General features: G+C 50.7%; 18 protein-coding genes. All 18 read right to left on the reverse strand.

The features are described 5' to 3' along the window. Positions 1–117 precede the first annotated feature (117 nt). The 18 genes from OIN60_RS02545 to tig all read right to left on the reverse strand — a co-directional run bounded on the left by OIN60_RS02545 (position 118) and on the right by tig (position 22,119). Positions 118–1,383, reverse strand: a complete 1,266-nt coding sequence (locus OIN60_RS02545) for a LysM peptidoglycan-binding domain-containing protein (RefSeq protein ID WP_305753314.1) — start codon at positions 1,381–1,383, stop codon at positions 118–120. 216 nt (positions 1,384–1,599) lie between these two features. After that, positions 1,600–2,514, reverse strand: a complete 915-nt coding sequence (locus OIN60_RS02550; protein ID WP_305753315.1) for an RluA family pseudouridine synthase — start codon at positions 2,512–2,514, stop codon at positions 1,600–1,602. Further along, a complete protein-coding gene (gene hemL, locus OIN60_RS02555; RefSeq protein ID WP_305753316.1) occupies positions 2,511–3,812 on the reverse strand; it encodes a glutamate-1-semialdehyde 2,1-aminomutase in 1,302 nt (433 codons plus the stop codon). The genes OIN60_RS02550 and hemL overlap by 4 nt, the downstream gene beginning before the upstream one ends. Before the next feature lies 1 nt (position 3,813). Then, positions 3,814–4,821 carry a porphobilinogen synthase gene (gene hemB, locus OIN60_RS02560; protein WP_305753317.1) on the reverse strand — a complete coding sequence of 336 codons (1,008 nt, stop codon included), beginning with the start codon at positions 4,819–4,821 and terminating at the stop codon, positions 3,814–3,816. A gap of 72 nt (positions 4,822–4,893) precedes the next feature. Further along, positions 4,894–6,435: a uroporphyrinogen-III C-methyltransferase gene (gene cobA / locus OIN60_RS02565; RefSeq protein ID WP_305753318.1), complete on the reverse strand. Its 1,542-nt coding sequence runs from the start codon at positions 6,433–6,435 to the stop codon at positions 4,894–4,896. Positions 6,436–6,439: 4 nt separating this feature from the next. Next, positions 6,440–7,369, reverse strand: a complete 930-nt coding sequence (hemC, locus tag OIN60_RS02570) for a hydroxymethylbilane synthase (protein WP_305753319.1) — start codon at positions 7,367–7,369, stop codon at positions 6,440–6,442. Positions 7,370–7,371: 2 nt separating this feature from the next. After that, on the reverse strand, positions 7,372–8,022 hold the full coding sequence (locus tag OIN60_RS02575; RefSeq protein WP_305753320.1) for a precorrin-2 dehydrogenase/sirohydrochlorin ferrochelatase family protein: 651 nt from the start codon (positions 8,020–8,022) through the stop codon (positions 7,372–7,374). A 6-nt stretch (positions 8,023–8,028) separates the two neighbouring features. After that, a complete protein-coding gene (gene ccsA / locus OIN60_RS02580) occupies positions 8,029–8,856 on the reverse strand; it encodes a cytochrome c biogenesis protein CcsA (RefSeq protein ID WP_305753321.1) in 828 nt (275 codons plus the stop codon). 15 nt (positions 8,857–8,871) lie between these two features. Beyond that, complete coding sequence (hemA, locus tag OIN60_RS02585) at positions 8,872–10,266, reverse strand: glutamyl-tRNA reductase (protein WP_305753322.1); 1,395 nt, start codon at positions 10,264–10,266, stop codon at positions 8,872–8,874. A 308-nt stretch (positions 10,267–10,574) separates the two neighbouring features. Then, positions 10,575–10,973 (reverse strand): adenosylmethionine decarboxylase, encoded by a 399-nt coding sequence (speD, locus tag OIN60_RS02590; protein ID WP_305753323.1) that lies wholly within the window; start codon positions 10,971–10,973, stop codon positions 10,575–10,577. Between the two features lie 328 nt (positions 10,974–11,301). Next, positions 11,302–11,889, reverse strand: a complete 588-nt coding sequence (locus OIN60_RS02595) for a non-ribosomal peptide synthetase module (protein WP_305753324.1) — start codon at positions 11,887–11,889, stop codon at positions 11,302–11,304. A gap of 360 nt (positions 11,890–12,249) precedes the next feature. Then, the gene (gene yihA, locus OIN60_RS02600) at positions 12,250–12,870 is read right to left on the reverse strand and encodes a ribosome biogenesis GTP-binding protein YihA/YsxC (RefSeq protein WP_305753325.1); all 621 of its coding nucleotides are present in this window, start codon (positions 12,868–12,870) and stop codon (positions 12,250–12,252) included. Positions 12,871–12,886: 16 nt separating this feature from the next. After that, positions 12,887–15,223, reverse strand: a complete 2,337-nt coding sequence (gene lon / locus OIN60_RS02605) for an endopeptidase La (protein ID WP_305753326.1) — start codon at positions 15,221–15,223, stop codon at positions 12,887–12,889. A 161-nt stretch (positions 15,224–15,384) separates the two neighbouring features. Continuing rightward, positions 15,385–17,097 (reverse strand): ATP-dependent protease LonB, encoded by a 1,713-nt coding sequence (gene lonB, locus OIN60_RS02610; protein ID WP_305753327.1) that lies wholly within the window; start codon positions 17,095–17,097, stop codon positions 15,385–15,387. A 190-nt stretch (positions 17,098–17,287) separates the two neighbouring features. Continuing rightward, positions 17,288–18,403 carry a flavodoxin-dependent (E)-4-hydroxy-3-methylbut-2-enyl-diphosphate synthase gene (gene ispG / locus OIN60_RS02615; RefSeq protein ID WP_305753328.1) on the reverse strand — a complete coding sequence of 372 codons (1,116 nt, stop codon included), beginning with the start codon at positions 18,401–18,403 and terminating at the stop codon, positions 17,288–17,290. Between the two features lie 110 nt (positions 18,404–18,513). Further along, a complete protein-coding gene (gene clpX, locus OIN60_RS02620) occupies positions 18,514–19,773 on the reverse strand; it encodes an ATP-dependent protease ATP-binding subunit ClpX (protein WP_305753329.1) in 1,260 nt (419 codons plus the stop codon). A gap of 12 nt (positions 19,774–19,785) precedes the next feature. Continuing rightward, entirely contained in the window at positions 19,786–20,376 is a 591-nt protein-coding gene (gene clpP / locus OIN60_RS02625; RefSeq protein WP_305753330.1) for an ATP-dependent Clp endopeptidase proteolytic subunit ClpP, read from the reverse strand. Positions 20,377–20,811: 435 nt separating this feature from the next. Continuing rightward, positions 20,812–22,119 (reverse strand): trigger factor, encoded by a 1,308-nt coding sequence (gene tig, locus OIN60_RS02630; RefSeq protein ID WP_305753331.1) that lies wholly within the window; start codon positions 22,117–22,119, stop codon positions 20,812–20,814. Between the last annotated feature and the right edge of the window lie 19 nt (positions 22,120–22,138).

The raw sequence follows: 22,138 nt of genomic DNA on the forward strand, positions 1-22,138 counted from the left end.
AAATCTCCCAACTTAAACAAAAGAAGAAACGCCGATTCATGAACAAGGTCGAGAACAGGAGCAAGTGTACCCCTGTTCTCGACCTTGTGTGCACGTAAAAGAAAATGAGGAAGCTATCTATGGAATATACAGCACCTGACCTTCTTCCACGTTTTGTTCGCTCAGCCGGTTGTGCATCTGCAGCTCCCGCGCGCTCAGCTCGTAACGTTCCGCGATCGTTTCAAGTGTCTCCTCCCGCTGAACAATGCATAGTTTGACTCTGCGGAACGGAGTTTCTTCTTGAAACCCATGCTGAAAAAGGTTTTTCCACTTGCCGCTGTCCGGCCGCGAATCACCGTCTTCTTCATAGGAGGATGGGTCTGAGCTTTCGTCTTGTACCAGCTCATAATCCCTACCCGTACGCTGAGACGCGATCAACGAAGAAAAGGGTACAGCCTCAGCCTCTATGGCGTCTGTTTCCTTTTTGCTTCCGAAGGCTACCTTCGGTTCTTTCTTGTCCTCTGTCGGCACATCTGCCGACACCGCTACGGAAGGCTCCGCAAACGAAACCGGTTCTTCCGGCCGTTCATGCTCGAACACGGCCTCTGACTTGAACTGCTCAGCAGGTTCATTCTCAGGTTCAACCTCCGGCTCCCGGATCACTGGGGTTGCTGGGGGCTCAGGGCTCATCGTCGCTTCCGGTCTGGAGTCTAACTGCCAGGCTGCAGTATCGCTGCTCGTAAAATCCGCAATTTCCTGATCCTCATTCCGGATGACGTCTGCGAGCGTATGATCTTCGGCTGCTGTCGGCTGCGTTTCTTCCGGCTGGGGATTCCATACCTCCTGTGTCTGCTGACTCATGGCCACCTGATCCGGCTTTGGCTCTGGCTCGGGCTCATATTGCTGCAATTCCTGCTCAGGCTGCTGTTCCTGTTCAGGCTCCTCCGTAGAGCGATCCGCAGGCTCGGACTGCTGCTCCTCCGGCGCTGGCGTATGCACAGCCGTGTACTCGTCATCGCCCCAGTCAGGCGTTTCCTCCGTCTGCGTCCCGTCAACCCCATACAGCGTCAATACCCCTGTAATATTCAAGCTCCGCAAGGATAGCAGATCGACGTCAAAATTTTCTATTTCCATCGCAATATCCTCAAGCTTGGTGACACGGTTCATGGGAATGGTAATTTCAACAGGGATCTGATGATGCAGCTCCCTGATTTCATTCTCCTCCCCTCTGTATACGCCTTGCAACTGTAAATGACCACGCAGTGCGGCATGCTCCCCCTGGGTCACCACCTGAATGCGAGGAACCAGTTCAATTTCTTCAAGCTCAGCAATTCCTGCAACATCCTCCGTTAAATGGACACGTTCATAAATATCAAAACGCAAACCGTAGGGCCGGTTATCCATAGACGGCATCCTCCTTTAGGCAGTTTCCGCTTCCGTTCTTGCGGAACGGAGACTCCATGCTCCTCTTCTCGGGTTATGTATATGCACTAAAAAGGATGGCATGCCTACATTTAAACACTGGAAATGATGCAAAACAAAAGAGCATGCTCTCCTGCAACACCATTCGGCGCGTATCAGGAAAAGCATGCTCCCAAGGTTTAACTCCATCAAATCCTGTCAGATGTATTTATTGTCCAACCGATCATACAGCACTTGAAAATCCTCCGGCCACGGGTCAAAGACCTCGACTATTTCATCTGTCAACGGGTGCCGGAAGGTTAGGGACTGCCCATGCAGCGCCTGCCTCCCAAAATCGCTTCTGCTACCCCCGTACAGTGTATCCCCCAGCAAAGGATGTCCTTCGTGGCTGAGATGCACACGAATTTGATGCGTGCGCCCGGTCTCAAGCGTTAGATACACAAGACTGGCTGTGCCCAGATAAGCTCCGAGCTCGACATGGGTTACGGCGGACTGGCCGGAAGGAGATACGCGCCTTCTCTGCTTATCATGCCGGTCCTTCCCGATCGGCAGATCAATGGTGCGCAGCCCTGAGGACACCCTGCCGGCCACGAGCGCGGCATAACGGCGCCCGATCTGCTTGGTTCTCATTTGCTCGTCCAGCTTAAGCAGCGCAAATTCGTTTTTGGCATATAATACAGCACCTGTTGTGTCGTTATCCAAACGGTGCACATGTCTGACCGCCGTTTCAATGCTGTTCATCTCATAATAAGCCGCCACGGCATGATTCAAAGTGATCGGCCCCCCGGAGTCGGATGAATCAGGATGTACGGGCATACCTGCTGGCTTATGTACCACAAGACAAAACTCATCCTCATACAAAATAGTGAGCTCGTGCCACCTCGGTTCGATACCGAATTCCCTTGTTGGGAAAAGAGCCAGCCGCAGCCGGTCACCGGCAAGCCGGATTTGCTTCTCATGACGCAATCTTCGCCACAGCTTCTCGGGCAAGCCGAACACTTCCAGAAGCCATCGGTCTGCAGCCTCCTCCTTCTGAGCACTGCCCGTCACTTCTCTTCCCGGAGCAACCTCAAGCCAGATACCTCGCTTGACCCAGCCTCCAAGCCAGCTCATAGCTGCTTTAATGCATAATAATTTGCTTCGATCGTTGCATCGATATCTTCATCGGTGTGCACACCCGAAACAAACATGCCCTCGTACTGGGACGGCGCTACGCTGACCCGATGATTAATCATGCCTGCGAAATATCGACGGAAATGGTCAAGGTTGCTCTGCTTGGCCGTATCATAATTCACGACCTGCCGATCCGTGAAGAACGGGCACACCATGGAACCAATTCTGTTAATCGTCACTGGTATGCCTGTTTCCTTGGCGTTGCGCTCAAACCCTGCCTGCAGCCTGGACGCCAATTGCTCAAGCCGGTCATAAACTTCAGGCGTCAGCAGCTTCAATGTGGTGTAACCTGCGGTCATAGCCAGCGGGTTGCCGCTGAGCGTGCCTGCCTGATACACCGGGCCGGAAGGGGCCATTTGCTCCATGATGTCCCTGCGCCCGCCGTAGGCTCCGACAGGAAGACCTCCACCGATGACTTTTCCGAGGCAGGTCAGATCCGGCGTCACACCGAAACGCCCCTGTGCCGAATGAAGTCCTACACGGAAACCGGTCATGACCTCGTCAAAGATCAGCAGGCTGCCCTGCTCCTTCGTTACTTTACGAAGACCTTCCAGGAAGCCCGGCTGCGGCGGAACGACACCCATATTACCGGCTACCGGCTCCACAATAACGGCCGCGATTTCCTCCCCGAATTTCTCAAATGCAAGCTGAACGGACTCCAGATCGTTGTACGGAACAGTAATGGTGTTGCTTGCCACCCCCTCCGGGACACCCGGACTGTCCGGAAGCCCGAGGGTGGCTACGCCAGAGCCGGCCTTGATCAGCAGGCTGTCAGCGTGACCATGATAGGAGCCTTCAAATTTCAAAATTTTGCTTCGTCCCGTATACCCGCGCGCAAGGCGAATGGCGCTCATCGTCGCTTCCGTCCCCGAATTCACCATACGTACAATGTCGATCGAAGGAACACGCTCACAGACAAGCTTTGCCATTTCCGTCTCGATTAACGTGGGCGCGCCAAAGCTGGTCCCTTTAACGACAACCTCCTGCAGAGCGCCGATCACCTTGGGATGCGCATGTCCCATAATGAGCGGTCCCCATGAACCGACATAATCGATAAACGAATTGCCATCAATATCGTATACCCGAGAACCCTCTCCACGTTCGATATAAATGGGGGTAATCCCGACAGACTTGAAAGCACGAACAGGACTGTTCACACCGCCTGGAATATATTGCTTGGCTTCCTCAAAAGCTATCCGTGACCGCTCGTCCGCCCGGACCTTAGCCTGATCGCTCATCTTATCGCCCTCCGTCCTGAAGCCATTTTGCCGCATCCTTGGCCGAATACGTAATAATCATGTCGGCGCCCGCGCGCTTCATGCTTGTCAAAATTTCCAAAACCATCGCCTTCTCGTCGATCCATCCGTTGAGGGCGGCCGCTTTGACCATGGCATACTCACCGCTGACATTATAAGCCACAAGGGGAAGATCAAACTGGTCTTTCAGGGTGCGCATGACGTCAAGATAAGAGAGCGAAGGCTTAACCATCAGCATGTCCGCGCCTTCCAGCACGTCCGATTCTGCTTCGCGCAACGCCTCGCGGGCGTTGGCCGGATCCATTTGATAAGTCTTCCGGTCCCCGAATTGCGGTGCTGAACCAGCCGCTTCACGGAAAGGCCCGTAAAAGGCAGAGGCATATTTTACAGAATAAGACATGATCGGAATGTGGCTGAAGCCTGCTTCATCCAACCCACCGCGAATCGCCTGCACGAAACCATCCATCATGTTGGAAGGAGCAATAATATCCGCGCCCGCCTGCGCCTGAGATACGGCGGTTTTCACAAGCAGCTCCAGCGATTCGTCATTCAGTACATCGCCGCACAGCTCCCCATCGTGTTCATAAGTATGCACCATTCCGCAGTGACCATGATCAGTGAACTCACACAGGCAGGTGTCCGCAATGACGAGCAGATCCGGGTAACGCGACTTAATCAGCCGGGTCGCCTCCTGCACGATGCCATTATCCGCATAGGCCGACGAACCTACGCTGTCCTTCGTCTCAGGTATGCCGAACAGGAGAACGGCCGGAATGTTCAGCGAGACAATCTCCAGCAGCTCCTCTTCGAGCATGTCCAGCGAGAAGCGGTACACTCCGGGCATGGATTTAATATCCTGCTTGACTCCCTCACCGTAGGTGACGTAAATAGGCTGAATGAAATCAGCCGGCGTCAGAACCGTTTCCCGTACCATGCTGCGGATCGCAGCGGATTGGCGAAGACGGCGGTGCCGTGTAAAAGATAAGCTCATAGATATGCACTCCCAACAAATTGATTTCGGCCAAAATACGTATTCGAACGCTTGATTCCCTTACCCACTTCTTTATTCTGTCCGTTTATTCCAGGCGCAGAGCGCGTTAACCATACTGTCAATCGTTGCTTCCTCCGCCATGAGTCCGACCTTCAAGCCCTCATTTTCGGCAGTCTGCCCAGTAACGGGACCGATGACGGCAATGATCACGTCTTGCAATACATCAAGCGGATCTTCGATGCCCATTTGGCGCAGGGCTCTCATAAAATAGGTGACCGTGGAGGAACTGGTAAACGTAATGGCATGCACGGCTCCTTGTTCGAGCAAGGAGATCAGCTCATCATCCCGGAAATCGGCTGGCACCGTTTCATACAGACTGGCCTCGGTTACCTCCAGTCCCAGCTCACGCAACTGTTCCGGAAGCCAGGAGCGAGCCAGATTGCCGCGCGGCAGGAACACCTTCTCGCCAGCCTGCATTTTCTGCCCATACGCCTCCAGCAGCCCCTCAGCCTGAAAATTTCCTGTTAACGGTTCCGCCGCTACACCACGGCTGCGAAGCGCCATAGAGGTAGCAGGCCCGACAGCCACAATGCGCGCTTTATGCAAAGAGCGGATATCCCGTCCTTCCCGTTCCAGATGCTGAAAGAAATAATCCACTCCGTTCACACTAGTGAAAAATACCCAATCAAATTCGTGCATTCGGGAAAATGCCTCCCGGATATGCTTATATTGGTCTTCCTCCTGCGGCAAACGGGTATCCAGTACAGGGAATTCATAGGGCTCTCCGCCTAAATCCTCGATATGCTGCACCAATGAGCTCGCCTGACTGCGGGCCCGAGTGACGAGAATACGTTTGCCGAACAAGGGCATATCTTCCGCCCACTTTAATTGTTCACGCTGACGGACCACCTCACCGACGACGATGACGGCCGGAGGCTCAAAGCCCGCTTCCTTCACTCTGGCCTCAATATCCGCAAGTGTGCCTGTCAGCGTCTCCTGCTCGGCGCGAGTGCCCCAACGAATCAGTGCCACCGGTGTTTCCGGAGAACGGCCATGTTTAATCAGTTGTTCGCTGATATACCCTATCTTCGCGACTCCCATCAGAAAAATCAGCGTTCCAGTTGCATTCGTCACCTTATCCCACTGGATGCTCCGATCCAGCTTGTCGGGACTTTCATGCCCTGTAATAATGGAAAGTGAGGAGGCCATATCCCGATGTGTGACCGGAATTCCCGCATAGGCCGGCACACTGATCGCAGAAGTAATACCTGGTACAATTTCATAAGGAATTCCATGCTTCCTCAGCAGCTCCCCTTCCTCGCCGACCCTGCCGAAAATGGTAGGATCTCCACCCTTCAGTCGAACGACCGTTTTTCCCTTCAATGCCAGATCAACCAGCAGACGATTAATATCCTCCTGCTTCATCGTATGACGGTCCGGAAGCTTGCCGACATATATTTTCTCGGCCCCCGGCTTCATCAGTCCCAACAGCCGCGGGCTGGCGAGACGGTCATAGACGATAACGTCCCCCTTCTGAATGCAGTGCCATCCTTTTACGGTGATTAACCGCGCATCACCGGGTCCTGCCCCCACTAAATAAACCTTCCCCGCCATCAAGTCATCCCCTTACTTCAGACAGAATCTGTTCCGCTCCCTTGGCCTTCAGGCTTGCCGCAACTTGCTCTCCCAACTGCTGCGGGTCCTTTCCAGTCCGTGTATCTTTAAGAATTACCTTTCCATCCGGGGAGCCTACCATCCCGGTCAGCCGGATCATCCCTGACTCCTCCAGCACAGCATGAGCTCCGATCGGAACCTGGCAGCCACCGTTCAATTCACCCAGGAAACACCGTTCCGCTGCCACCGTTGCTGCGGTGATTTCATCATTATATAAAGAAAGCAGATCCAGCAGCTCTTTGTCGTCCTCGCGGCATTCAATCCCGAGTGCCCCCTGCCCGACCGCAGGCAGACAGACATCCTCCGCAATGTATTCCGTAATACGATCCTGCCAGCCCATCCGGTGGAGTCCGGCTGCGGCCAAGATGATCGCATCGAACCCTTCCGTTTCCAGCTTCTTAAGTCTTGAGTCGATATTACCACGTACCGGCTCAAGAACTATATCCGGGCGGAGCGCTTGCATCTGGCTTGAACGGCGCAGGCTGCTCGTGCCCACCTTCGCTCCATACGGGAGCTCCATTAACCCATTTCCCGACTTCGTTATGAGACAATCCCGGGGATCGACCCGGCGCGACACGGCTCCGTTCACTAATCCCTCCTGGAGCTCAGCAGGCATATCCTTCATACTGTGCACAGCCATGTCAATTTCCTTGTCGAGCATCGCCTGTTCAATTTCTTTCACGAACAGTCCCTTGCCCCCCACCTTGGACAGGGTTACGTCCAGAATCCTGTCCCCTTTGGTCACAATTTTGCGGACTTCAAAGGTCATGTTCATTCCATGCCTTGCACAAAGTGCCTTTAAGTCCTCGATGACGTGTCCGGTTTGTGTAAGTGCCAGCGCACTCTGTCGGCTCCCCACCACGATCGTTCGCATGTCTATTCCTCCCGATTCTCAGCGATCCATCTGTCCATCTCAAGCTCTGTCCAACCGTCAAACTCGCCGCTGCGAATTTGTTCCAGAACGCCGCTGCACGCCAGCCTTCTCAGTAGACGGGCCCTGACAAGCGGATCATGCACCCTGCTTTTGATGCGTTCTCTCATGTCATACATAAAGTCCAGATATGCTTCGTACTCTAATCCAAACGTCTCTTCCAGCTTTGTGGTTATTGCGACGGATACGGATGGCCCCGCCCCGGATGTCGAAACGCTCAGAACGAGTCTGCCCCGCCTTACAACGCCGGGTGTAATAAAGTCCCCTTTTTCCGAATGGTCTGCCACGTTTACCAGTATACCTCTACCACGCGCTTCTCGCATCACCGCATCATTCACTTCCAGATCATCCGTAGCCGCATATACAAGAAATGCTCCCTGTAGATCCCCCTCGTTATAAGGGCGTTTGATCCAGCGGAGCTGATTGTTGTCCAACATGACCTGCAGGCCATCGGTTATGGAGGGGCTGATGACGGTAAGAGTGGCGCCACTGTGCAGCAGCCCCGCTGCCTTTCGTTCCGCTACCCGGCCGCCGCCGACGATACAGCAGCTTTTCCCCTCACACCGCAGCATAACAGGAATCAAATGCCGACTCATGACCACTTACTCCCCCGTCCATTGATGAAATGCGGACCATGAATTCGCAAGGAAATTCATAATCAGAAAAGCATACCCTGCAAGCGCCCATTTGGCCATGACCACACCGGAATGCTGGTTGGAACGTTTGCTGACAAGATAGATGACATATACACACATGGCCGCGGCTGTGGCTAATACCTTCAGATCAAACAGCAGCCCCCATCTTCCATCGGCGATAATTGATATTACGGCAACAAGCACGGAAACAGCCAGCAGCGGCGCCCCAATAAGCATCGCCATATGCATATAACGGTCCAGCACCTCAAGACTCGGTAGTCTGCGGGTCGTTTCGGTCCATTTCTTAGCTTTCAGTCTACGATGCAGAAACAGATACATCACGGAAAAAACCGCCGCTACCGTCAATGCTACAAAGCCCAAATTAGCAAGCACGATATGCAGAATCAGCAAACCGTGGACCGTCTGCCAGGTGGCCAGCGGATTATCAATTGGCTGGAACCACAGCTTATTCAGCACAATGACGCTGAAGCCGATCAGATTAAGGAGAAAGACGGTAAATTCCAGACGCGGGTATCGGCTCATAATCAACGAAGTGATGACAAGAATAAGGACAAATAAAAACAAAAAATCATAGGTGATCAGAAAAGGAAGATGCTGCTCCGTCCAAGTTCTAATTCCCATAAATACGAGCTGAAAAACCAGAACGACGACAAGAAGCCCTGTGCCTATCCGCTTGGCACTCGCATTGCGTCGAATGCAATCCGAGAATACGAACAGTAGGCTCAGGGCGTAAGTATAGATCAAGGCGTCATAGACACCGCTGCCCGGCAGCACAGCCGATCACCTGCCTCACAGACCGACCGGCGCATAAGACACCGGTATGGAATCGGATGATTTGGAGCCTCGCTTTGACGCAGCATCAGGTTTGCGTAAAGCCTGTTCATGGCTCTGTTCCACCTTCTGGGTTGCTTCCTCCAGCCGATCCTCCAGGGCGAAGATTTCGGAGAAGACCTCCAAAGCCTCGTTACCCTGTTTTTCCACGGCCATTTCCTTGATTCGGTTAATCGGATCATGCACCATTTGGTTCAGCATGCTTTTGGTCAGCTTGCTGATGATTTTCCGCTGACGCTCGTCTAGATCAGGCAGCCTGTTGAACAGACTGTTCAGCGTCTCTTCATGAATCGACGAAGCTTTCTCCTGCAGCGCGCGAATCACCGGGCGAACGCCCAAGGTTTTCAGCCATTGATAAAACTGCTCCATTTCCGCCTCAATCATGACTTCAATCTTGGCAGCTTCCGCACGGCGCATCTCCAGATTGCTTTCGACAATCCCTTCCAGATCGTCGATATCATATAGAAATACATTGTCCACTTCACCAACGGTAGGATCGATATCCCTTGGCACAGCAATATCAATCATGAAGAGAGGTCGAGACTGACGACGCTTCATCTGTTGACGTACCGTTGCACTATCCAGCACATAGCTGTCGGCCCCCGTGGAGCTAATGACGATGTCTACATCGGCAAGCCGCTCAGCAGCCTGATCTATCGTACATGGTGTGCCCTTGAATTTGGCCGCAAGCTCCTGCGCCTTCTGCAGGGTCCGGTTCGCGACAATGACCTCAGCCGCCCCGCCTGCGTACAAATGCTTCACGGTCAACTCGCTCATTTTGCCTGCGCCGAGAATCAGCACTTTCTTATCGGTAAACATTCCGAAGATTCGTTTACCCAACTCAACAGCCGCATAGCTTACGGACACCGCGCTTTCACCAATCGATGTTTCGGAGTGCGCGCGTTTGCCCAGGGTAACCGCCTGTTTAAACAGCATATTGAACCACGTAGCGGTTGCTTTCTGCTCCTGAGCCTGCAGGAATGCCTGCTTGACCTGACCGAGAATCTGCGTCTCACCGATCACCATCGAATCCAAACCGCAGGCAACCCGGAAGAGATGTCGGACAGCCTGTTCATCTTCATAGATATATAAATGCTGCGTGAAATCATCCCTGGAAATACCGAACCACTGTTCCATGAAATTCCGTATATGAAATCCGCACATATGCAGACGGTCTACAACAACATAAATTTCGGTTCTATTGCAGGTTGCGACGATAACGCCTTCCAACACACTCTTGGTTAGCCTTAGATGCTCCAGCGCCTCCGGCAAATCCTGTTCAGCAAATGTAAAACGTTCACGGACTTCCACCGGAGCCGTACGATAGTTTAACCCTACAACAAGGATGTGCATTGCAAGTTCACCTGCCTTCTAATCCTTAAATAAATACATCCTATATCCTGCTTCAAACTATGTTAATTATATCACAGAGAGTCCGGTACAAAGGATATTTAATATGAAATCTTTATGAAGATCCTGTCTGTCTATGTAGTGTAAACATGCCCTTCGCTTGCTATCCCTGAATTTTCTTATTCGTCCGAGAATAACAATCCCTGGAACAAAAATCTTTAGAATAAAAATCTTTAGAATAAAAATCTTTAGAATAAAAATAACCATGGATACTCTCCATGGTTATTGTATATACATATTACAATTTCAGGCTACACCAATTCAGCATGCTTCATTTCCGGCGTTTCGACCTTCAGTTCCCCGAGTCCACGAACCAGTTTCTTCGCATAAGTCTTTTCCGGTTTCAATACGGATACCAGGTAATCAATGGCCAGCTGTGGATCCACTGTCTCACCGCAAGTATAACAATCAATCGCCGCAAAGCCTCTCTCAGGATACGTGTGAATCGAGAGGTGACTCTCCGACAGCAGTACAAGAACTGTCGCTCCCTGTGGTTCAAATTGCTTCGATTGTACGGACATTACGGTTGCTCCACAAGCTTCGGCAGCCTCTACCAATTGTGCTTGCAAAAATTCCGCATCGTTCAGCAAATCAAAGCTGACTCCCCAAGTATCAACAGCAACGTGTCTTCCGAAAGTTGAATATTCCATCTTTCGGTTCCCCCTTCCTAGGAATAAAATGTTTGAAAAAAATTTCATCCGCTAGGACCTACGTCATTCACTTCCCGAGGGAATAATCTCTCGCAACATTCAATGTCCTGAGTGAATCCTGGTTCCTATATTCGTTTTCAACGAGATTAAAAATAACATCTATAGGGAGCAAATGCAATAGTTTTTCGAAAAGTTTACATATTTAAATTTTTCGCCTGCGCCGTGACCAGACAAGCCTGTAAATAAACATGCAGAATCATAATAAAATATACAAAAAAGCTTCCCTTCTCAGAAGGAAAGCTTCTTGCTGTTGCAAATCAGATACAGCTTATGCCTCAAGCGTAAACAGGATATTGCTCAGACTGCGGAGCCGCTGATCAATATCCCCGATCCGTTTCTTGTCACGAATCCGAATACGCTGATCCAATAAATCGTTAATTTCGTTGTATACTCTGCTGATCTCACGTTCAACATCACGTGCCAGGAATTTGTGCTGCAGCTCCTGCACCGTATTTTTATACTCGAATACCAGCCGACAGCCGCCGTCCGTCTTTTCCACAATTCTGCGGACAGAGCCCTGATTATAGGTATAAATCATTGTAAATCCATGATACACCCGGTTTACGATACCTTCGCCCTTAAAGCGCAGAAACAGCTTTCTGATCATATTCGTCAAAGGCTGATTAACCAAGCGGCAAGTTAATTCACAGACATACATGCCTTTTCTCCGGTCAAAAGGCAAATGAACTTCTTCTCCCGTAACATCCTCCAGCACAATTTCATGTCCTCCATTGTCCAGCACTTTAATTCGACTGTGAACAAGGGGGTCTTCCGCTGCACGCAAAAATTGGTTCATTTGAACTTCCGACAATGTCAAAGTGGCGTTAACATACTCTGTGGCTAACCGCTGAGCCATAAAAATCTCCTCAATTCTTTCCTGAAAGTTTATTCGACTCCCCATGCCACTGGGGCGCGAATGCTCTTCAGGCCGACTGCCGCACACCCTGCGGGTTCATACGGCGATGTACGCTTTTCAGCTATACATGAATATTATACACCATCCCCCCGTCTCTTTTCCTTATTCTCCAATTATGAAATAACTGCAAAAATGAGAATAAACCGCAATGAACCGCTATTCATCCCTGCATTTTCATCGGATGCTCACTTTCACGCCATAATTTTGCCAAAATCCTTCGCCTTTTAACATTCAGGACAAAAAGATCAGGCCGCCAACGGGTAACATCTACGAAAAAAAGAAGCGCCCGGTGGGCGCTTCTCACTCCTGATTCGCAGCTTCATTCAATTCTTGTCCTACCCCCGTGTATCGGGAGATGACTGTCCATAATTCTTCTCTGCCCAAGCCTTCCTCAGATGAAAACGGGATAAATAAGTCACCAGAGCCGATGCCCAACTCCTGCTTAATCACCTTGATATGCTTCTCTCTGCGAGTACGCGGAATTTTGTCCGCTTTGGTGCCGACAACGCATAAAGGCAAATTGTAATGCTTCAGCCACTCATGCATCATCAGATCGTCCTTGGAAGGCGGATGGCGGAGATCCACCATCTGCAGCACCAGCTTCAATGGCTCACGCTGTGTAAGATAGGTTTCAATCATCTCACCGAATGCCTGCCGCAATGATTTGGACACCTTCGCAAACCCGTAACCCGGAAAATCGACAAAGTACAGGTCGTCGTTGATACGGTAGTAGTTAAGCTGTTGTGTTTTACCCGGCGTGGAACTCGTCCTGGCCAAATTTTTGCGGTTAATCATCCTGTTAATCAAGGAGGATTTGCCCACGTTGGAGCGGCCTGCCAAAGCTACCTCCGGCAAGCCGTCAGCAGGATATTGCTCCGGCCGGACAGCACTGATTATAAATTCGGATTTTGTTACCTTCATGTCTACCGTTTCCTCTCTATTGCAACCCGGTCTGCTCCACCAGCGCATGCTGCAGCACTTGATCCATATGCGCTACAGGCACAAATTCAACTTCTTCCTTGATGCTGTCGGGAATGTCCCGCAGGTCGCGTTCATTGTCCTTGGGGAGCAGTATTTTTTTGTAGCCCGCACGGTGTGCGGCCAGTGACTTTTCCTTAAGCCCGCCGATAGGCAGCACTCTTCCCCGCAAAGTGATTTCTCCGGTCATCGCAACGCTTTTGGATACATGACGGTTGGTCAGAGCTGATACAAGCGCAGTTGCGATCGTAATCCCGGCTGAAGGTCCGTCTTTGGGGATTGCTCCTTCAGGAATATGAATGTGTATATCGTTCTTCTCATAAAAATCAGGCTTGATGCCAAGCTCGCCCGCTTTCGAACGGGTGTAGCTGAAAGCCGCTTGTGCAGATTCCTTCATCACGTCACCCAGCTTGCCGGTCAGGATCAGCTTGCCCGTCCCCGGTACAACCGTAACTTCGATCGTCAGCGTTTCACCGCCAACCTCCGTCCATGCCAGACCCGTAACGGTTCCAACCTGATCCTCCAGCTCCGCAATGCCATAGCGGAATCGCGGAATGCCGAGGAAATCCTTCAAGTTATCCGGAGTGATCACAATCCGTTCCGTGATGCCGGACACAACCGATTTGGCGGCCTTGCGGCAAAGCGAAGCCATCTGCTGTTCCAGATTACGCACTCCGGACTCACGGGTATACTCACGAATTACTTTAAGCAGCGTGTCTTCCTCTACTGTGATCTGTTCGTCTGTCAGACCATGCTCCCGCTTTTGCTTTGGCAGAAGGTAACGTCCGGCAATCTGGAGCTTCTCCAGCTCCGTATACCCCGGAATATTCAGCAGCTCCATCCGGTCCAGCAGCGGGCGCGGGATGTTGTGAATCGCGTTCGCCGTGGTGACAAACATCACGTTGGACAAATCGAACGGCAGCTCCACAAAATGGTCGCTGAACGTATTGTTTTGCTCCGGATCAAGCACCTCCAGCAGGGCCGCAGAAGGATCCCCACGAAAATCGGATGCCATTTTATCAATTTCATCCAGCAGAAAGACAGGATTGGCCGTTCCTGCCGTTTTCATGCCCTGGATGATCCGACCTGGCATGGCTCCAACATAGGTACGTCTGTGCCCACGGATTTCCGCTTCATCACGGACGCCCCCTAAGGATATACGGACAAACTCACGTCCCAGCGCTTTGGCAATGGACCGCACCAACGATGTCTTGCCCACACCCGGTGGCCCGACCAGACAAAGAATAGGGCCCTTCATCGTTTTCACAAGCTTGCGCACGGCCAAATACTCCAGCACCCGCTCCTTCGGCTTCTCCAGACCGTAATGGTCTGCGTCCAGAATTTCTTCAGCCTTGGCTATATCCAGATCGTCGTCCGTCGCGTTGCTCCATGGCAGACTGAGCAGCCAATCCAGATAGTTGCGAATGACTCCGCCTTCCGCCGAGCTCGCAGGCGTTTTTTCCAGACGGTCAATCTCTTTTTCAATCTTCTCCCGTACCTTATCCGGAAGAATAAGCCCTTCCATCTGGCTGCGCAGCTCCTCGACTTCCCCGGTCCGGCCTTCCTTCTCGCCCAATTCCTTTTGAATCGCCTTCATTTGCTCGCGCAGATAGTATTCCTTCTGAGTCTTCTCCATTTGCTTTTTGACCCGCTGATTAATCTTGCGCTCCAGCTCGAGCACCTCGCGCTCGTTGTTCAGAATATCAAGGAGCTTTTCGAGCCGTTTGCGAATATCAACGGTTTCTAGAATCTCCTGCTTATCTTTGATTTTAAGGGAAAGATGGCTGGTGATCACATCGGCCAATCTCCCAGGCTCCTCAATATCAGATACTGCGGCAAGTGTCTCGGGCGTTACCTTTTTGGACAGATTGATATAGTTCTCGAACTGATTCAGAACGGTCCGCATCAGTGCGTCCGTCTCCGGATGCATGGTATCGTCTTCAGGCAGCTCACGGGCATGAACTTCGTAGTACTCCTCATTGTCCGTGTACTGAATAATTTCAGCCCTTTCGAGTCCCTCGACGAGCACACGAATTGTACCGTTAGGCAGTTTCAGCATCTGTCGCACTTTGGCAACTGTGCCGATTCTGAATATATCCTCTTGTGTAGGCTCCTCAATGTTCACTTCTGATTGGGAACATAGAAGAATCAGATTGTCTTCAACCATCGCTTTTTCCAAAGCCTTGACCGATTTGTCCCGGCCCACATCGAGATGCAGAACCATACTCGGGTAGACAAGAAGTCCTCTTAAAGGCAGTAAAGGAAAACGACGGCCTTTCGTTTTACTTGGTCCCATCGCTTTCGCACCTCCAATGGTTCACAGGTTCAGCAAGTTGCATGCACCGGTTATAATATAGCGGTTATGCTTTGCACAGCTTACTCTGATAAGGATAGTTCATATTTTATCAAATGTTCCATGGAAAAACCAATGAAGGTGCTTTCTTCCGCAAACCAGCTTCACACAGTGCTTCCCTGTCCGGATCCATCCGCCTGCAGATAAGGGGATTGCGCTGGTGTAAACATATCGGGAGAAGTGCGAACCTCTGTTGTTTCCTCCCATTCTTCTCCAAAAATCTGTCTGAAGGCTTCGTGAATAGATTGTACTGGAATAACCTCAACATTCCCCAGTTTATCAAAAACGTTCTGCCAGTTATCGGCAGGGATAAGCACCCGCTTGGCCCCGGCTTGAAGAGCAGCCTCCACCTTGGCCAGCACACCGCCGATTGGCTTGATGCGTCCGTGAATGCTAACTTCACCTGTCATCGCAAGCTCATGATCAACCGGAATCCCGCGAATAGCCGATGCTACAGCCGCGGCCATTGCGATCCCGGCCGAAGGACCGTCCACCGGAGTGCCTCCCGGAAAATTAATGTGGAGATCATAATCCTGCGGACGAAGACCGCAGGTTCGAAGGACGGTCAGCACGTTTTCCACTGATCCTCTTGCCATACTTTTACGCTTAAGCGTTCTGGAGCCTCCTCCGATTTCCTCCTCCTCAACTACCCCGGTAATATTGAATTTCCCCTGCCCTTTGGCAGCTTGTGCGGCAGTCACCTCGATCTCCAGCAGCATGCCCAGATTCGGGCCGTATACAGCGAGACCATTGACGAAGCCGACCTGGGGACGATTCGGAATCTTGCGCTCTGGACGAGGCTGGAGCTGACTGCTGCTCGCAACCCATTCCACATCCTCCGCCTCCAGCCTGTCTCTTTTCTCCGTCAAGGCCAGCCCTGCGGCCAACTGGATCATATTTACAGCCTCCCGGCCATTCGTGGCATACCGCTGCACAGCCTGCACCGCTTCCGGACAGCTTTCGAAGCTCAGTTTGCTGATCGCATCTTCTGCAATTCGCCCGATTTCTTCAGGCAGCAGAGAACGAAAAAAGATTTCCATGCATCTGGAACGAAGTGCAGGCGGTAACTCATGAGGGGATCGTGTCGTAGCCCCCACCATACGAAAATCTGCCGGCAGCCCGTTCTGAAAAATATCATGGATATATGCAGGTGTATGTGTATCCTCCGAATTATAGTACGCACTTTCCAAAAATACCTTACGGTCTTCGAGCACTTTCAGCAATTTGTTCATCTGCGTCGGATGCAGCTCCCCGATCTCATCAATAAACAGCATTCCACCATGGGCTTTCGTGACCGCCCCCGGCTTTGGCTGTGGAATGCCTGCCACCCCCATGGCCCCAGCGCCCTGATAAATCGGATCATGCACGGAGCCGATCAGCGGATCGGCAATGCCACGTTCATCAAAACGGGCCGTCGTTGCATCAATCTCGGTAAATTTAGCGTCGCTTTTGAATGGGGACAGCGGGTTCTTTTTCGCTTCCTCAAGCACTACACGCGCTGCCGCTGTTTTACCGACACCGGGGGGACCATAAATAATAACATGCTGCGGGTTGGCGCTGCATAACGCAGCCTTGAGCGCGCGCAATCCGTCTTTCTGTCCTACGATATCCTCTATGGATGCAGGGCGAGTTTTCTCCGCCAGCGGCTTCGTCAGCGTGACCGATCTCAGCTTTCTTAATTTATCCAATTCTTTGCGCGATTCTCTGTCCACGGCACTACGGTTCGTTTTCTGACTGCGCAGCAGGTTTAGGAAGTAAAGCCCGATCACGATCCCGAAAAAAAGCTGCACAATAATTACGATCATTGTCCAATCCATTTGTAAGCCTCCGTTTCTCTCTGCGCCGCATAGCGGCGGGTTTCTATTAAAATCAGTATTTCCTTTTCGGAGGCTGCTAAACAGATTTAAATGAAAGAATTAACAAAAGCAGCAGAATCGGGCACAAAAAAACCGGGCAATGACGTTAAATCACCTGCCCGGCGCACGAGAAAACGATATTCACATCCGGTTATACGGTCGGAGCATGACGCTCCTTGCGGCCTGGTATTTCACCGGTTTCTTCGTAAGCTTTAACAATGCTGTCAATTTCCTTCTTCAGCTCATTTACCATCTCCGCTTCCGGTACTTTACGGATCATCTGTCCGTAACGGAACAGGAGACCTTCACCACGGGCTCCGGCAATGCCGATATCCGCTTCTTTAGCCTCTCCCGGCCCGTTCACGGCACATCCGAGAACAGAGACTTTAATAGGCACCTTCAGCTTCGCAATATAATCCTCCACCTCATTCGCAATGGAGAACAGATCAATATCCAACCGGCCGCAGGTCGGGCAGGAAATCAACGTGGCTGCATTTGTGATTAACCCGAATGTTTTCAGCAGCTCACGCGCTACCTTAACCTCCTCCACCGGATCTGCACTGAGCGAGATACGCATGGTCGAACCGACACCGGCTGACAGAAGCGCACCCATACCGGCAGCGCTCTTGACCGTACCGGTAAAGAGGGTGCCTGCCTCCGTAATACCAAGATGAAGAGGGTATTTTATAATTTCTGCAGCTTTCAGATAAGCTGAGATCGCCATCGGCACATCGGAAGCTTTGAGGGAAACGATAATATCGTGGAAATCCAGGTCTTCCAGAATGCCGATATGGTAGAGGGCGCTCTCCACCATAGCCTCCGGTGTTGGATAACCGTATTTATCCAGTAAATGCTGCTCCAGGGAACCGGCGTTGACACCGATCCGGATCGGAATCCCTTTTTCTTTGCATGCCTTAACAACCGCTTCGACCTTTTCACGCCGGCCGATATTGCCGGGATTGATACGAACTTTATCTATCCCGTTCTCAATCGCCAGCAACGCGAGTTTATAATTAAAATGAATATCCGCAACAAGCGGAATATGAATTTGCTTTTTGATTTCTTTGATCGCAGCCGCAGCTTCTTCATTATTGACCGTAACCCTGACAATCTGGCAGCCGGCCTCTTCCAGACGCAAAATTTCTGCGACGGTGGCCTCTACATCAGCCGTCTTGGTCGTACACATGCTTTGAATAATGACTTCGTTGCTTCCGCCGATCGTCAGATTTCCGACTTTAACGGGACGTGTGTCTTGTCTTAAAAACATGGTCATATCTCTCCCATAATGCCAAAGCTCCACCCCCCGAACCGTCCTTGCGGAGGGGTGGGAAGTGGAGACTGGCAGTTCATGTATTAGAGATCGCGAAGGTTCGATGCTCAGGCGCTCTCTTCTTGCTTCTTATTCTTGTCGTTACTACCGTGCAGTTCAGGCGCAACCTTCTCCTTCACAACCTGCTCATTGATAATGCAGGAGGTGATATCGTCACGCGAAGGCACTTCGTACATGACATCCAGCATGATGCCTTCGATAATCGCACGAAGGCCGCGGGCACCTGTGTTACGTTTGATCGCTTCTCGGGCGATCTCTTGCAGCGCATCCTGTGTAAATTCCAGCTTGACATTGTCCATTTCGAGCAGCTTCTGATACTGCTTGGTCAACGCGTTCTTGGGCTCAGAAAGAATACGCACGAGCGTAGCTTCATCGAGCGGCTCTAATGTGGAGATGACAGGCAAGCGGCCTACAAACTCCGGAATCAGTCCAAATTTCAGCAGATCCTCAGGCAACACCAACTGCAGGTACTCGCCCGGTTTAAGATCTTTTTGCTCGGCAGAGGCGTTGAAGCCAATCACTTTTTTGCCAATCCGGCGCTTGATCATTTGCTCCAGTCCGTCGAAGGCACCGCCTACGATAAACAGGATGTTCGTCGTATCAATTTGAATAAATTCTTGATGCGGGTGCTTACGACCACCTTGCGGCGGTACAGATGCAACCGTTCCTTCAAGGATTTTGAGCAGAGCCTGCTGAACACCTTCTCCGGACACATCACGTGTAATCGAAGGGTTCTCGGATTTGCGCGCAACCTTGTCGATTTCATCAATATAGATAATTCCACGTTCAGCCTTCTCAACATCGTAGTCGGCCGCCTGGATCAGCTTCAGCAGGATGTTCTCCACATCCTCACCCACATAACCGGCTTCCGTCAAAGAAGTGGCATCAGCAATGGCAAATGGTACATTAAGAATTTTAGCCATCGTTTGCGCCAGCAGGGTTTTACCCGAGCCAGTCGGTCCGAGCAGCATAATGTTACTTTTCGTCAGCTCAACATCCTCGATTTTGCTTTGAGTGTTGATACGCTTGTAATGGTTGTACACGGCTACGGAAAGAGATTTTTTGGCCTGGTCCTGTCCGATAACGTACTGGTCCAGAATGTCCCGGATTTCTTTCGGTTTCGGGATATCTTTGAGATCGATCTCTTCCTCATGGCCCAGTTCTTCTTCTACAATTTCAGTACACAGCTCGATACACTCGTCACATATATAAACGCCGGGACCGGCTACCAGCTTTCGTACCTGCTCCTGGGACTTACCGCAAAAGGAGCATTTCAATTGTCCTTTTTCATCATTAAACTTAAACATGGGGCCACCCCTTTACAAATTGATCGGCTTCGTGAGAATTTGGTCAATGATGCCGTAAGCTTTTGTTTCTTCCGCATCCATAAAAAAGTCGCGGTCAGTATCGCGTTCGATTTTTTCGAGAGGCTGACCCGTCGTCTTCACATAAATCTGGTTGAGCTTCTGACGAGTTTTGATGATCCAGTCCGCATGAATTTGAATATCGGATGCTTGACCCTGAATTCCGCCCAGCGGCTGATGAATCATAACCTCACTGTTACTAAGGGCATACCTCTTGCCCGGAGCGCCCGCAGTAAGCAGAAGTGAACCCATACTTGCAGCCATACCCACACAAATCGTAGATACGTCCGGCTTCACAAATTGCATTGTATCATATATACCCATACCGGCAGTCACAGAACCGCCCGGGGAATTGATGTACAAATGAATATCTTTCTCTGAATCTTCCGCAGTCAGAAACAGGAGCTGCGCAATGACGAGATTGGCGACATCGTCATCGATCGGTCCGCTGAGGAATATGATACGATCCTTAAGCAGACGCGAATAAATGTCGTAGGAACGTTCCCCCCGACTTGTTTGTTCCACAACCATAGGTACGAGACTCATCGTGACCAACCTCTTTTCCTTTGGTAATAATACCCAGATACACCGTTTGTTGATCCAGTTTAAGCAGGTAAGCATGCTTATTCCCCATTAAAGCGGAAACCGGTTTCGAAACAGATATACCTAGAAATATTCTAACATGATACCAATCCGATGTCATTTCTCTCGGACCTTATCATATTTAAACATGTTTCTTATGTATGTGCAAATTTCAGAACAAGACGACGTTGGCGACACTTACTGATCATTTTACTTACTGATCATTTTAATAGTATATGTAATGCTGCGGTAACTTAATACGTCTATTTTTCACCACACTAAACTGATCCATTCAGTTCCATATCCCCCCTAAAATGGGTTCCGTAGTGAAAAAATAAGGCACGAGTATGGGTAACCGCGTGCCTTATGGAATATACATTTACTAGGTGTTACAGAAGATTACTCTGCTGCAGGAGCTTCGACTTCCTTGCTGTTATCTACCAGGAAGCTAATCGTTTTGCGCAGTGTAATTTCCTCACGAAGATTTCCAAGGGAACCGTTGCTTTCAAGGATGCTACGGATCTCCTCAACAGAGCGCTTGTAGGTATCAGCCATCGTCTGCAATTCTTCGTTGATTTCCTCTTCGGAAACTTCAATGTTCTCAACTTTGGCAACTTGCTCAAGCACAAGGTTGTTGCGCACACGCTTCTCGGCGTCATCCTTCATTTGGTTTTCCAGATCTTCATTGGTTTGGCCAGAGAAGCTGAGGAACATTTCCATATTCATGCCTTGACTGCGCAGACGATTGTCGAAATCACGCACCAAGTTTTGAACTTCGTTGTTAATCATCGCTTCAGGAATATCGACAGTTGCATTCTCGGCAACTTTCTCTACTACTGCGTTCTCGCGAGCCGCTTTGACTTCGTTCTCCTTGCGGGCTTGAAGCTGCTTCTTAAGATCTTCCTTGTATTCAGCAAGCGTGTCGAATTCACTCACATCTTTAGCAAACTCATCATCCAGCTCAGGAAGCTGTTTGCGCTTGATCTCATGAATTTTCACTTTGAAGATCGCTTGTTTGCCAGCCAGGTCTGCAGAGTGATAGTTCTCAGGGAAAGTTACTTCAACGTCCTTGAAATCACCTGTATTCATGCCGACAACCTGATCTTCGAAACCAGGAATGAAGGTATTGGAGCCCAGCTCCAGCGAGTAACGCTCAGCTTGTCCACCTTCGAATTGCACACCGTCCACGGAACCGTCAAAATCAATCACTGTAATATCGCCGGATTGTGCCGCTTCGTCTTCTACGACAATCAGTTCGGCATGGCGCTGCTGCAAACGCTCCAGTTCTTCCGCTACTTCCTGATCAGTAACTTCAACCTTGGATGCAGGAACCTCGACGCCTTTGTATTCGCCAAGCTCAGCCTCCGGTTTAACTGTTACTTTCGCTTTGAATTTAAAGGACTGGCCTTTGGTGAACTGGTCGATTTCCACATCCGGACGGTCTACAGGGAAGATGTCGGTTTGGTCAACAGCTTCACCGTAAACTTCAGGAAGAAGGATATCAATTGCATCCTGGTACAAACTCTCAACACCAAAACGCGCTTCGAAGATCGACCGAGGCACTTTACCTTTACGGAAGCCCGGCACGTTAATTTGTTTAACCACTTTATTAAAAGCTTTGTCAAGCGCAGCGGCTACGCGTTCCGCATCCACTTCTACTTCAAGAACCCCAAGGTTCTTCTCTATTTTCTCCCAAGTTGCTTTCATTTTATGCTTTCCCCTCCAA

The organism is Paenibacillus zeirhizosphaerae, assembly GCF_030705605.1.
GTDB lineage: Bacteria > Bacillota > Bacilli > Paenibacillales > Paenibacillaceae > Paenibacillus > Paenibacillus zeirhizosphaerae.

Bases quoted from the DNA above. Each gene is read 5' to 3' on its own strand.
- tig (WP_305753331.1), bottom strand. From the start codon at position 22,119: ATGAAAGCAACTTGGGAGAAAATAGAGAAGAACCTTGGGGTTCTTGAA.
- clpP (WP_305753330.1), bottom strand. From the start codon at position 20,376: ATGAGTCTCGTACCTATGGTTGTGGAACAAACAAGTCGGGGGGAACGT.
- speD (WP_305753323.1), bottom strand. From the start codon at position 10,973: ATGGAATATTCAACTTTCGGAAGACACGTTGCTGTTGATACTTGGGGA.
- OIN60_RS02545 (WP_305753314.1), bottom strand. From the start codon at position 1,383: ATGGATAACCGGCCCTACGGTTTGCGTTTTGATATTTATGAACGTGTC.
- hemA (WP_305753322.1), bottom strand. From the start codon at position 10,266: ATGCACATCCTTGTTGTAGGGTTAAACTATCGTACGGCTCCGGTGGAA.
- ispG (WP_305753328.1), bottom strand. From the start codon at position 18,403: ATGTTTTTAAGACAAGACACACGTCCCGTTAAAGTCGGAAATCTGACG.
- yihA (WP_305753325.1), bottom strand. From the start codon at position 12,870: ATGAAGGTAACAAAATCCGAATTTATAATCAGTGCTGTCCGGCCGGAG.
- hemL (WP_305753316.1), bottom strand. From the start codon at position 3,812: ATGAGCGATCAGGCTAAGGTCCGGGCGGACGAGCGGTCACGGATAGCT.
- hemB (WP_305753317.1), bottom strand. From the start codon at position 4,821: ATGAGCTTATCTTTTACACGGCACCGCCGTCTTCGCCAATCCGCTGCG.
- clpX (WP_305753329.1), bottom strand. From the start codon at position 19,773: ATGTTTAAGTTTAATGATGAAAAAGGACAATTGAAATGCTCCTTTTGC.
- hemC (WP_305753319.1), bottom strand. From the start codon at position 7,369: ATGCGAACGATCGTGGTGGGGAGCCGACAGAGTGCGCTGGCACTTACA.
- lon (WP_305753326.1), bottom strand. From the start codon at position 15,223: ATGGGACCAAGTAAAACGAAAGGCCGTCGTTTTCCTTTACTGCCTTTA.
- lonB (WP_305753327.1), bottom strand. From the start codon at position 17,097: ATGGATTGGACAATGATCGTAATTATTGTGCAGCTTTTTTTCGGGATC.
- OIN60_RS02595 (WP_305753324.1), bottom strand. From the start codon at position 11,889: ATGGCTCAGCGGTTAGCCACAGAGTATGTTAACGCCACTTTGACATTG.
- OIN60_RS02575 (WP_305753320.1), bottom strand. From the start codon at position 8,022: ATGAGTCGGCATTTGATTCCTGTTATGCTGCGGTGTGAGGGGAAAAGC.
- OIN60_RS02550 (WP_305753315.1), bottom strand. From the start codon at position 2,514: ATGAGCTGGCTTGGAGGCTGGGTCAAGCGAGGTATCTGGCTTGAGGTT.
- cobA (WP_305753318.1), bottom strand. From the start codon at position 6,435: ATGGCGGGGAAGGTTTATTTAGTGGGGGCAGGACCCGGTGATGCGCGG.